This is a genomic window from Vibrio sp. MarTm2 (genome assembly GCF_027587055.1).
Lineage (GTDB): Bacteria > Pseudomonadota > Gammaproteobacteria > Enterobacterales > Vibrionaceae > Vibrio > Vibrio sinaloensis_D.
In genome coordinates, this window is record NZ_JAPPTK010000004.1 from 253437 (window position 1) to 266228 (window position 12792).

Consider the following 12792-nt stretch of genomic DNA (forward strand, 5'->3'; position numbering starts at 1 on the left):
ATGCACATCGCATTTAGCAATCATTAGATTTCTAGATAGACGTCACTATATTCACTCGAGTTAACATTCAACTTGTTGACCAACAATAAAGAAAACGCGTGCTTATTCGCCAAAGTTTGGTTTTGTGTTAACACGACGTCTGACACCAGGAACTGATTATCCACTTGGGTCAGGATTGCCGCTCCAACTGGCTCCCCTTCTTTAAAAGCGACGTACAAAGTACAGGGATCAGAATAGATGATTTGAGTAAGAAACTCGACAATCAGTTCTTGCTCGCTTTGTTGCTCCCAACGTTTAGATTGCAACAACGCAAACATGACTGTTAGGCGATGAAAATCGACAAGAAATAGGTCATCGCTAGTCAAACCAATATCAGCACTCACTGCGGTATCTAATGGGACGACTGACGATTGAGCGGCTGTAGACAAGTATAACGAACGACCTGCTAAACTCTCTTTGGTTGGATATTGGACATCTATCTGTTCTGACAACCAATTATTTTTCGTTTTAGCGATTTCTATGCCGGATACTTTCATTTGAATAACTTGTGTCGATATTTTGCGTCAGCTTATCGATAAGCACACGTGTAAACAAGTGTTTTCTTGGCTATTCGGTATCACATCGAAAGCTGATATGCTAAGAGCATAGGCGGCACATGATAGAGTCGTCACTCAGAAAGCAACCCTTTGTTTAGGATGAACTTCGTTATGATAAAAAAGATTACAGTGGCTTCAATTCTTGCTCTTTCCCTTTCAGCTTGTGATAGCGGTGAAGTTGGTGATGTTAGTCTTGGCCTTTTTACAATGAAAGATATCAAACTCAATCACATGCAAGATCCCATTGTAACGGGTGTGACCTGTCACGTTGCGTCGATTGAAGCGGACTTCAGCCTAGCTGACCCAAGTGACAGCTCTATCTCCTGCCGTCAAACCGGTGAAATTACGCCAGAGATGATCGCTCAGATCGACAAATCGGATTCAGGGGAAGTTGTCTTCAAAAAATCAAAAAGTATCTTCTTCAAAAGCATGAAGATTCGCCGAATTTTAGACGTCGAAAATCAGACGATTATGTACCTTTCTTATTCTACAAAAGAAACCTCTGGTAGCTTCAAACATAGCTTGTCTACGGTTCCACTTTGGGGAACAAAAGCGTTCGGTACATTCACTGCTGATAAATAGAACAATCAAGTGCCAAACTCTGAAGTTTGGCACTCTTCTATGTAATAAAAGTGAAAGCAATCCTTAACCTTTGTGATATGATGCGGCAAAATTTCCAACTCATACCTCAAAATGAAATTTCCTGGTCAGCGCAAATCAAAGCACTACTTTCCTACACACGCTCGTGATCCATTAATAAATCAGATGAAGCAAACCCCTAAGCTTTATCGCCCGATTATTGTTGGTGTGGGTCAAACCATCGTTGATATCGAAGCTCGTGTAGACGATGAGTTCTTAGCGAAATATGACTTGAGTAAAGGGCACTCTCTCGTTTTGGAAGAGAGTAAAGCTGATGCACTCTATGACGAACTGGTTGAGCGTGGCTTAATCACTCATCAATACCCTGGTGACACCATAGGTAACACCCTACACAACTACTCTGTACTAGCAGATAGCAAATCAGTGTTGTTAGGCGTTATGTCACGCAATATCGAAGTCGGTTCGTTTGCTTATCGTTACTTGTGCCGTACTTCTTCTCGCATGAACTTAAACCACCTACAAATGGTAGAAGGTTCGATTGGCCGTTGTTACACGCTGATTTCAGACGACGGTGAGCGTACGTTTGCCATCAACGAAGGAGAAATGAACAACCTACGCCCTGAAAGCATTCCTGATGATGTGTTTGACAAAGCATCTGCGCTTGTTGTCTCGTCTTACCTTATGCGCGGTAAGCCTGAAGACCCAATGCCAAAAGCCGTTGCGCGTGCAATTGAAATCGCTAAAGGCAAGAATGTGCCTGTGGTTCTAACACTGGGTACAAAATGGGTCATTGAGGGTAACGCTAAATGGTGGCAAGAGTACATCAAAGAGAACATTTCCATCGTTGCGATGAACGAAGAGGAAGGTGAAGCTCTTACTGGTGAGTCCGACCCACTATTAGCCGCTGACAAAGCGTTAGATTGGGTTGACTTGGTGCTCTGCACAGCAGGTCCTTCAGGCCTTTATATGGCGGGTTACACGGAAGACAGCGTTAAGCGCGACACAGAACTCCCTTTGTTACCAGGTAACATACCTGAATTTAACAAGTATGAGTTTAGTCGAGCAATGCGCAAAGCCGACTGCCAAACACCATTGAAAGTTTATTCTCATATCGGTCCTTATTTGGGCGGCCCACTTGAAATTAAAAACACAAATGGTGCGGGTGACGCGGCGCTTTCTGCACTTCTGCATGATATGGCGGCAAACAGCCATCACTTGATGAATGTCCCTAATTCATCTAAACACGATCAGCCGTACTTAACCTACTCTTCTCTTTCACAGATTTGTAAGTACGCAAACCGTGTTAGCTACGAAGTTCTCACACAGCACTCTCCTCGACTAGGGCGCGCATTGCCTGAACGTGAAGATAGCTTAGAAGAAGCGTATTGGGATCGTTAATCATATTAAAGCCGCGTTATGCGGCTTTTTTGATCGTACTTACTTTGAATTGGGACACGGATAGAAAACCAGTTGATCACCTTCAACCATAATGCAGTCCATCCCTCCTGAATGCGCAGCGCGCTTGCCAAGCTCAGTATCCTCAAAGACGACACATGCGTTTGCGCTAACACCAAGTTGTCTCGCTGCCTCGAGAAATGTATCAGGGTTTGGTTTGTGATTTGCAACATCGGTAGCGGTGACGACAGCATCGAACTTGGGCAGTAACTCGGTTTGTTTCAGCAGTGCAAGTGCACTTTTGCGTTGGCTTCCCGTACCGACCGCAAGTTTTTTCTTTCCGTGAAAGTGTTCTAGTACTTCCTTGGTACAAGCGATCACCTCTCCTTTATTTTCAATTTCTGAAAAACAGCGCATTTTAAATTTCGAGACTTCATTTGGTTCGAGAGAAAGATGATGCTCTTTATTGATTTCTATCGCAATTTTATAACTCGGCATTCCGCCTAAACTATGTAACCACGCTTTGGTAAATGGGAAATTAAAGTAATCTGATGTTTGTTGCCACGCTTCTAGGTGGGCGGGCATGGTATCGATTAACGTTCCATCCATGTCGAAAATTAATCCTTCATACTTTTGTATTAGATTTATCATCTTGTATTCAATCCTTGAGCTAATCTATAACGATAAATAGATTAACACTTTTGCAATAAGTTAAATTGATATAATTGTAATTACAGACTACCATCAGCTTAAATACTCATAATGTTATAACTTTGACTTATTTAGGTAATCTCATGAATATCAAGAATAAACTATATTCATTGGGTGCAGTAGCCGTTTTAGGAGTGGTTTCCGTTCTTTTGTCCACTTCTCACTTTGCCCAAACGACTGAACAACTCAACCAAGCAAACTTATTAGTCGCTAAGTTGGAAATACGCCTGCTAAATTTACGACGCAATGAAAAAGACTTCTTGCTCAGAAAAGACATGAAGTACTTAGACAAGTTTAATGACAACATGGACAAATTTTTGGATACGCAGTCGCAGCTAGCCAAAATTCTTACCGAGCATGATCTCCCCTCTAGTGCACAACTCCGTACAGACATCATTGATTATCAAAACGGTTTTACCTCATTGGTTAATGCATACAATCAGCACGGATTGAACCCAGAAGATAAATTGCTGGGTCGATACAATGCTGAGCTTGAAAGTGTTCGACCTAAATTAAACAGTGACCAACTGGTGAACCTTTTCGAATTTAACAACAATGTTCAAGCTGGTTCATTAGATACATCTCTTATCCCTAGTGATGGCACTGCACTGTTGGCTGCAGCGAAAGCACTGATAGCGCAAAAGATCACAATCGGTCTTAAATACAATGTTGGCCTTCTTGGGAACACTCGCGCACTTTCGCACACAGTTGAAGAACAGTTTAAATCTTTCTCTCAGGCACTGACCTCACAAGCGCAAGAGACTCAGGATCGTTTGGGGAATTTCAAGATGATGGTAACTGGCTTTGTTATCATTCTGATTTTATTAATTATTTGGCAAATCTCACGTTCTATTAATACGCAAGTTGCGAGCTTACTCTCCATCATTCAAGAAATTGCGCGCTCAAACAATGTCTCTTTGAGAGCCAATTTAGGTGGTAACAACGAGTTGGTTGCGATATCCAACTACTTCAACCGCTTGTTAGATAAACTTGAGCAGCTAATTGCTGGCACTCAGAGCAAGTCTGCTGAGCTGTCACAAAGCACTTCTAATATGCATGACGAACTGCAAAATGTTATCGAACAGTTCAACGTCCAAGCGGACCACACCACTACGATGGCAACCTCTGTACAAGAAATGGTGTCCACAATCAACGAAATCTCAGAGAGTACTGCAATCGCGGTAGAGGGCGTGCAACAGGCGGCAGTTAATGCTGAAAACGGTCGTAAAGTGGTGAAAACGACGGTTAAGAATATCGATCAATTATCGTCAATTTTGGGTAATAGTCAGCAATCTATTGGCTCATTGAACAATCACGTGGATAAGATTGGTGATGCCGTGAACATTATCCAAGAAATCGCGGAGCAAACTAACTTATTGGCACTTAACGCCGCTATCGAGGCCGCACGTGCGGGTGAACAAGGTCGTGGCTTCGCCGTCGTTGCGGACGAAGTTCGCGCATTGGCAAGCCGTACACACCAATCTACGGAAGAAATCACTAAAGTGGTGACGGACATTCAATCTCAGATGTCTCAAGTGGTGACGGATATTGATCAGTGTAATGAACAAGGGCAAGCGACACTCAAAGCGTCAGACTCTCTCGATCTTAGCCTGACTCAGATTATCGATGATATGACTAACATCCAAGCAAATTCAGAGCGCATCGCTTCTGCCATCGAGGAACAAGGTATTGTGATGAATCAAGTCAGTGAGTCGATCACTGAACTTAATGTTATCTCTGATGGCAACATGCGCTCCGCTCAGCAATGTCTGACTGAAGTCGATCGCGTATCGGCACAAGCCACTGAAATGGATCATGCAGTGGCGGAGTTTAAAACCTCATAACTGATTCGCAACGTGTAAAAAAGCCCGCTTAATTGCGGGCTTTTCGTTTTAGTTACTACTCATCATCCAATGGAACCATTTTGGTATTACCACCGTGTATCTTCTCTCGCTGGCGCTGAACAACAGCGTAAAAACCAGGTATCAAGAAGGTACCCGCCAACAATACGCAGAGTAGACCACCAATCAATGAGATACCCAACGAGTTCTGGCTCACGTGCCCTGCACCTGAGGCAAAAATCAGCGGGAAAATACCTAAGATGAATGACCAGGATGTCATATTCACCGCTCGGAAACGAAGCTTACCACCGTGTACCGCGGCTTCATCGATTGGCACATCTTTCTCTTCTCGCTCAACTTTGGCGAATTCTACAATCAGAATTGCATTCTTTGCGGCGAGCGCAATCAACAACACTAAGCCAATTTGCGCATATAAGTTGAGCGGCGTTCCCGTCAAATTAAGTGCTAAGAACGATCCCAACGTAGCAATAGGCACCACCAAGATTATCGCCAATGGAATACTCCAACTCTCATATTGAGCAACCATGAACAGATAAATAAATATCAGTGCAAGTGCGAACGCAAAGATCGCTTGGTTTCCAGCAAGCACTTCTTGATAGGCCAATCCAGTCCACTCATATTGATAGCCATGAGGGAGAACTTCTGCTGCTACTCGCTCCATTGCAGCAATGGCATCACCACTTGAATAACCCGGTGCTGGTTGACCTTGGATAATGGCACTGCGGTACATGTTGTAACGCCAAGCGACATCTGGTTCAAAGATTTGCTCATAACTCACCAAGGTACTAAGCGGCACCATCACGCCTTGTGATGTTCGAACGTGGAAGCGCTCTAAATCATCCATGCTGCTACGATGTTCACTATCGGCTTGCATCGTGACGCGGAAGTTTTTACCAAACATCGTAAAATCATTCACATAGAGCGAACCTAAGTTACCCTGTAGCGTTTGGAAGATACTTGAAAGTGGCACTCCCAATTGCTGCGCTTTCTCTCGGTCAATGTCGACATAGTAATGGGGAACATTGGCACGGAAGGTACTAAACGTATAGGCGATTTCCGGTTGCTTATTTGCCGCTTCAATCACCTGCCCCATCACCATTGCAAGATCGGTTCGACTGCGACCTAAGGTATCTTCAAGAACAAATTCGAAACCAGAGGCTGCCCCCATACCAGGTACCGCAGGAGGTCCCATAGCAAATACAACCGCCTGTGGCAATTCCATCGCAGCACGGCCATTGATGCGTTGTGCTATCGCAGTCGACGAATGATCGCCTTCCAACGCATTGCGCGTATCCCAGTCTTCCAATTTGATAAAGAGAGACGCACCGTTTGACGCAGCAGCGCCTGTCATAAAGGCAAAACCATTTGCTACAGTGACACCATCGACACCGGGCTCCTGTTCAACCATATCGACTAACTGCTCGGTGACTTCTTGCGTTCTCGACAAAGACGCCGCATCTGGGAGTTGGACGTTAACTAGCAGGATTCCTTTGTCTTCTTGAGGGACAAACGCCGTTGATGTCGTTTTCGCGAAGAAGGTCACCGCCGCAATTGCGACAAGGAAAAACGCCCCAAGCAACATGGCTTTTTTTACCAAGAAACCCGCTACCTGACCGTAACGGTGAGTGATTTTTTCTAACCCTTGATTGAATACAGCGAACCAACGCGAGGTGTTTCCACCCCCTTGTTTCAGTACCAATGAGCACAAAGCCGGAGACAAGGTTAGCGCGTTAATTGATGAAATAACCACAGAAATACAGATCGTCAAAGCGAACTGACGGTACATAATCCCTGTAATACCCGGCAACATCGCCACTGGCAAGAACACCGCAAGCAGCACCAAGGTCGAAGTAATGATCGGCCCCGTCACCTCTTTCATTGCAATCAACGTCGCTTTACGTGGACTGATACTTGGGTCTTTTGCCATGGTAGTATCGACATTCTCAATCACGAGGATCGCATCATCGACGACAATACCGATCGCCAAGATCAAACCAAACAAGGTCACCGTATTGATGGTGAAACCAGTCGCTTGCATCACAGCAAACGTACCAATTAGTGACACAGGGATTGCAACAACTGGAATCAAAGTTGCTCGAGCACTGCCTAAGAACAAGTACGTCACCGCAATAACCAGCAAAATCGCTTCAATAAGTGTTTTAACAACGCCTTTGATTGATTCAGCAACGAATAGCGTTGTGTCATAGCTTGCTTCGTATTCCATCCCTTCAGGGAAGTTAACACTCAGTTTATCAAGCATTTCCACAACAGCTTGGCCGCTTTCCAGTGCGTTAGCATCAGATTGAAGCGATAACGTTACAATTGACGCATCTTGACCACGATACTTGCCGCTGCCGTCGTAAAACTTTTTACCTAGCTCTACACGGGCCACATCTTTGAGGTATACCGTTGAGCCGTCGCTATTTGCTCGCAAGACGACGTTTTCGAACTCGCCCACGCTTTCAAGACGCCCTTTCGTCACCAAGTTAAACTGGACTTCTTGAACATCATTGTAAGGTGCGGCACCAACGCGACCAGCAGCAACTTGCACGTTCTGTTCAGCGAGCGCTGCATGTATGTCTGACGTAGTCAGTTTTAGGTTCGCCATCTTCTCAGGATCTAGCCAAACACGCATGGCGTATTCGCCGCCGCCGATGACGCTTACTTCACTGATGCCCTTCACTCGAGCAAGCTGATCTTTTACATTCAAGTTTATGTAGTTAATCAAGAATTGATCGTCGTATTTTCCTTCTGGTGAATAGAAGTTAAGCACCATTAGCAGGTCAGGAGATCGCTTCTTAACCGTTACACCGACCATCCTCACTTCTTGAGGAAGCTTCGACTCGATCTGAGAAACGCGGTTTTGAACGTTGACTTGCGCCATATCAGGATCGGTCCCAACATCAAACGTGACGTTGAGGTTATAAGAACCATCGTTGGCACTTTTCGAAGACATGTAAATCATGTCCTCAACACCATTGACCGATGTTTCTATTGGATCTGCGATAGCTTGCTCTACAACCTCTGCACTGGCACCCGTGTAGTATGCCGTGACGCTCACTGACGGAGGGCTTATTTTAGGGTATTCAGCAACAGGAAGGATCGCCAACGCGATCGCTCCAGCTAAAGTTAGTATGATGGAAATAACCAGCGCAAACTTTGGACGCTGGATAAAGAATCGACTTAACATTTAAGCTCCTTTATTCTGCGTCTGTTCGCACAGGAACACCGTTACGTACACGTTGAAGGCCTTGGGTAATCACCTTATCCGTGTCGGCAATTCCACTACGGATAATGATTCCTCCTTCAACTTGATGGCCAAGTTCGATATTGCGGCGTTCCGCAACGTTCCCCTCTGTTACTACCATTACAAAGTTACCTTCGAGATCGGTTTGCACTGCGCGGCGCGGAATCACCAACGCATCTCTCGCCTGCTTTTCTTTGAGTTCAACACGAACATGTTGACCGGGTAATAATCGCAGCTCTGGATTAGACACCACTGCACGCATTGAAATAGTGCCTGTATCTAAGTCGATTCGATTGCCTAAGTAGTCAAGTTGGCCTGCATGTGGGAAGTATTCCCCATTTTCCAACACCACTTTAACTTCAACGGAGTCGGCTTCGTTGGCAGAACGACTAGTCACCTTGTCCATCCCCATTTGCAAACGCTCTCGTTCACTGATGCTAAAACTTGTATGGATTGGATCAAGACTCACTAATGTGGTTAAGATGCCCGACTGTGGTGACAACAGATCGCCCGTGCTGACTTTACTTTGTGCAATCCGACCAGAAAATGGAGCACGAATTTCGGTGTACGACAGATTCACCTCTGCAAGATGAAGCTGAGCTTTAGCCGCTTCAACCTGGGCTGTTGCGCCTAATAAGGTGGCGTTAAGGTTATCGAATTCTGATTGCGAAATACTGCCCTTAGGGAGTAAGTTTTTGCCGCGCTGAAAGTCCAGTTCTGCTTTTTTAAGTGCCGCATTGGCTTGTGCAAGAGTCGCTTTTGCAGTCGCGACCTGAGCTTGGAAAGAGGAAGGTTCAATCGAATAGAGCAATTGGCCCTGCTCTACCATTTGGCCTTCATCAAAATGACGTTGTTTCAAATAGCCAGTGACCTGAGCAGTAATGTTGGTGTCTTCAACCGCTTCTACGCGGCCAATGTAGGATTTGCTCGCTTGATGCTCAATAGTTTTCACTTGTTCTGCAACAACAAGTGGCGCTGGCGCTTGATTGTTCCCTTGGTTTTGTTCACCACATCCTGATAGTAAAATTGCACTGGTTAGTGCTGACAATAGCAGTGTTTTTTTCATGAATAGACCGTTAGGTAATATTTAAAGAGGCTTGGCCAAATTACCTAACGGGCTACTATGTTGTGTCCGAAGAATATCAGAGGAAGGAAGTTAAGTGTTTCAATTTGTTACTAAACTGGATTTGGCGTGAGCCATGATGTTTTCCAGCATAATCTCGGGGGATTTCCAGCAATAGACAAGTTCAGTCACTTGATTACCGCAAGGGGCGTTCCAGAGTCTTTCTTGCGCATTTTTTCCGCCAATATAGTCATAAAACTCTATAGCCTGGAGGTTATCTTTCATCACTTCCAAGTAAACGCCATTATCCGGGAAATACTGATGAATCCACTTCGCCATTTCTTCAATCAGGATAGAACCTAGTCCTTTCCCTCGATAGGCATCATCAATATGCAAAGCATCAATAATGGTGCCTTTTTCAAAATCATGATTGCCAAAAGCGCAAATGAATCCGCACAGCAGTCCCCCCTCTTCAATTAAAATCACGTGTTGATTAAAGGGAGGGTTGATAAGGCGAGTTTGCCAAACGGCTAAGCGTTCTTCTAATACGTCGTTTTCTAGATACTCTTTACCAAGAATACCTTGGTAAAACTGCTTCCAGCTTTGTGCGTGCAGCGTAGCGATACGTTCGTAATCGCTATATTCAGCTACTTTTAATTCCATTTGTAGTCCTTATTACGTCCTGTTAAGGATTGTATACCTCTTCATACTATTAAACATTTAACAAAAAGCCAATAACTCTGGAACAAAAGCGTGTTGCAGCCGTCGCAACGCGCTCGACTTTTAACGATGATTTAGGGTCTGTTGAGCTTTCGAGCTGATTTTTGCAGCAGTTTGTGGGAAATTTCTACAAGGCAGAGGCTTTGAAGTGTAGCTAGCCTACATGAAAAGCCGATAACGCAGTAGAAATGAACCACAAACGCTGCCCGAAGGGTTCGGCTACGCGCCCCGGACTAAAATCGTTTTATGCTTTGTTAAGGGGTATTTACTTAGAGTGACTAGGCTACACCCCCTTGCCGCGCCTAAAACGATTTTGACTAGGCGTCCCCATCCGAACAAAATTTAACCGCGAAAGGTTAACAGACCCTAGTCACTTTTTGATTTTCTTTCATTTGACTTACACGTGTACGCTGATATTCTAGCGTACAATTGTTAGCTGAAAGGAAATCTATCCATGTCCACCGAGCGTAAACCGCCACTGATATGGCTCAATATCGCTATTTTTCTCTTATCATTTCTCGTCGCTCTCGTCGTCGTTCCTTGGTATGGTTTTACGACAGGATATGGCGTTGAGCACTTGATCTGGTTTATCGTCGCATTTTCATTCTGTAACTTGTCGATCACGGCGGGTTACCATCGTCTCTGGTCACACAGAACTTATGAAGCACACGGACTGCTGCGATTTATTTTTGCTATTGGTGGGGCGTTTGCTCTCCAAAATAGCGCGCTTCACTGGAGTTCAGACCATCGAATCCACCACAAACATGTAGATCACAACGACAAAGACCCCTATTCGGCTAAACGCGGCTTTTGGTTTTCACACATTGGCTGGATGTTGCGTGAGTACAACGCAAATACCTATTCCGATTACAGCAATTGCCGCGACTTACAGAAAGATAAAATCGTGATGTGGCAGCACAAGTACTACATTCCACTCGCGATCTTAACCAACGTTGGAATCCCACTTGCTTTAGGCATTGTTTATGGTAATGTCCTTGGTATGCTGCTGATTGTGGGTGTTCTTCGATTGGTTCTTAGCCACCATTCCACTTTCTTTATTAATTCACTGGCTCATATTTGGGGCAGCCAACCCTACACAGACAAAAATACCGCTCGTGATAATGGCGTGTTAGCATTCTTTACCTTTGGCGAGGGATACCACAACTATCACCACATCTTCGAGAACGATTACCGAAATGGCATTTATTGGTGGCAGTATGACCCAACGAAATGGCTAATTAAGAGTTGTTCATGGCTAGGTTTGACTCGTAAATTACGAGTGACGCCCAAGCTCAAAATTGAAAAAGCGCGCGCTAAGATGTGTCGTGAAATTGCACAAAGAAAAATCGAAAACCTACCCAATGCTTCACAGCTTAAAGAGGCGTTGAATCGAGAGTTTGAACAACTGATCACTAAAATGAGTGATTACTATGAGATCAAGAAACAGGTTCTTGAAGCGCAAAAGAGTAGTCTTTCTGAAAAGTACGAATGCTCATTACTTAACCTGCGCTATCAACATCTTAAGCAAGAGCTCAGCTCACAACGTAAACGCTGGGAAATGCAGTTAGCCCAATACGCATAACACCAAACATTAAAATGGGGAGCCAATTGCTCCCCATTTTGTTTTTTAAGGTTGCTTATCAAAGCACACCGTCCCTTCACCTAAGGTAAGCCAGGCTTGCTTTTCACTCACCCAGACATGTGCTTGAGGAGCAAACTCCTTGGAGACTTCACTGCCCACAGGTTTTAGTTTGAGTTTTACTGTTTCTGGTGCATCTGGGTTGTAGTGGTAGATGCGATTACCACATTGAGGACAAAATTTCGCATAATTCTTGTTACCACTTTCGGCTAAGCGCTCCCATTGTGACACCTCACCACGGAACTCTACGTCTTCGGTATTGCACACAGCCGTAACGCTATAAGGGCTGGTTGAGAGCTTTTGGCATTCTTGGCAATGGCAGGCAAAGACCTTCATTGGAGCGCGTTTAAGTGTGTAACTGACTTGACCACACTGACATGCTGCTGAGACTGGAAATTCCATTGAGTGCTTCCTTATCGTTTATTTATTAGACAAGTAAACTCTATACAATTTATCGGCTTGTTATGCAATTGCGCGTATTTTTCCACAATACGGACTTTGACAAACCCATTGGTAGTAAGAACTTTTCGTGACGCTATGTTGTTTTCATCGGCATAAGCAAATAACCGCTTGATCCCTTTACTGCTCAGTTCAGTTATTCCCTTGCTCAGCGCGGTCGTCGCAACTCCTTTGGAAACCGATTGTAGGCCAACACGGTAGCCAACATGAGCGGTGCCTTTTTTTAAATCAACGTTGGTAAAATTGAGGCGCCCGATGATCTGCCCGCTATTATCTTTTATCAGCAATGGGAGCAAACGGTTACACTTGAACTCAAGTAAGAACTCTTGAATATGCTGAGTAACCCCCTCTAACGAGTAAAAGTCTTGCTCTCTCGGGGGGATAAACTGCTCGAACCAAGTTTGGTTTTCGATCTCAAACGCAAGCAGTTGCTCTGCATCACTTAAGTTAAGCAATGTGAGTTTGATGTCCGCTAACTCTCTTTTACTGGTCATAGCCAT

The 12792-nt window shown here is 44.6% G+C and carries 11 protein-coding genes; 4 read left to right on the top strand and 7 right to left on the bottom strand.

The window, feature by feature from the left end; translation table 11 throughout:
* Window positions 1-23: 23 nt before the first annotated feature.
* Entirely contained in the window at window positions 24-536 is a 513-nt protein-coding gene (locus OH458_RS11500; RefSeq protein ID WP_269978444.1) for a flavodoxin, read from the bottom strand.
* Between the two features lie 171 nt (window positions 537-707).
* Between OH458_RS11500 and OH458_RS11505 the strand changes: the two genes are divergently transcribed.
* Together OH458_RS11505 and OH458_RS11510 are read left to right on the top strand one after the other, a co-directional pair.
* Window positions 708-1178, top strand: a complete 471-nt coding sequence (locus OH458_RS11505) for a CreA family protein (protein WP_005471353.1) — start codon at window positions 708-710, stop codon at window positions 1176-1178.
* A 111-nt stretch (window positions 1179-1289) separates the two neighbouring features.
* Window positions 1290-2594: an inosine/guanosine kinase gene (locus tag OH458_RS11510; protein WP_038217252.1), complete on the top strand. Its 1305-nt coding sequence runs from the start codon at window positions 1290-1292 to the stop codon at window positions 2592-2594.
* A 39-nt stretch (window positions 2595-2633) separates the two neighbouring features.
* On the opposite strand, the gene OH458_RS11515 is transcribed toward OH458_RS11510, so the two are convergent.
* Window positions 2634-3242, bottom strand: a complete 609-nt coding sequence (locus OH458_RS11515; protein ID WP_269978445.1) for a beta-phosphoglucomutase family hydrolase — start codon at window positions 3240-3242, stop codon at window positions 2634-2636.
* A 143-nt stretch (window positions 3243-3385) separates the two neighbouring features.
* Between OH458_RS11515 and OH458_RS11520 the strand changes: the two genes are divergently transcribed.
* The gene (locus OH458_RS11520; RefSeq protein WP_269978446.1) at window positions 3386-5146 is read left to right on the top strand and encodes a methyl-accepting chemotaxis protein; all 1761 of its coding nucleotides are present in this window, start codon (window positions 3386-3388) and stop codon (window positions 5144-5146) included.
* Between the two features lie 55 nt (window positions 5147-5201).
* On the opposite strand, the gene OH458_RS11525 is transcribed toward OH458_RS11520, so the two are convergent.
* From OH458_RS11525 to OH458_RS11535, 3 genes are all read right to left on the bottom strand, one after another.
* Window positions 5202-8354: an efflux RND transporter permease subunit gene (locus OH458_RS11525; RefSeq protein ID WP_269978447.1), complete on the bottom strand. Its 3153-nt coding sequence runs from the start codon at window positions 8352-8354 to the stop codon at window positions 5202-5204.
* A 10-nt stretch (window positions 8355-8364) separates the two neighbouring features.
* Window positions 8365-9477 (bottom strand): efflux RND transporter periplasmic adaptor subunit, encoded by a 1113-nt coding sequence (locus OH458_RS11530; RefSeq protein ID WP_269978448.1) that lies wholly within the window; start codon window positions 9475-9477, stop codon window positions 8365-8367.
* A gap of 99 nt (window positions 9478-9576) precedes the next feature.
* Entirely contained in the window at window positions 9577-10137 is a 561-nt protein-coding gene (locus tag OH458_RS11535) for a GNAT family N-acetyltransferase (protein WP_269978449.1), read from the bottom strand.
* 511 nt (window positions 10138-10648) lie between these two features.
* Here OH458_RS11535 and OH458_RS11540 point away from each other — a divergent pair.
* The gene (locus tag OH458_RS11540) at window positions 10649-11776 is read left to right on the top strand and encodes a fatty acid desaturase (protein WP_269978450.1); all 1128 of its coding nucleotides are present in this window, start codon (window positions 10649-10651) and stop codon (window positions 11774-11776) included.
* A gap of 45 nt (window positions 11777-11821) precedes the next feature.
* Here the strand turns inward: OH458_RS11540 and OH458_RS11545 are convergent, their stop codons facing one another.
* Both OH458_RS11545 and OH458_RS11550 read right to left on the bottom strand, forming a co-directional pair.
* On the bottom strand, window positions 11822-12235 hold the full coding sequence (locus OH458_RS11545; protein ID WP_269978451.1) for a GFA family protein: 414 nt from the start codon (window positions 12233-12235) through the stop codon (window positions 11822-11824).
* Between the two features lie 11 nt (window positions 12236-12246).
* Window positions 12247-12786 (bottom strand): GNAT family N-acetyltransferase, encoded by a 540-nt coding sequence (locus OH458_RS11550; protein ID WP_269978452.1) that lies wholly within the window; start codon window positions 12784-12786, stop codon window positions 12247-12249.
* Between the last annotated feature and the right edge of the window lie 6 nt (window positions 12787-12792).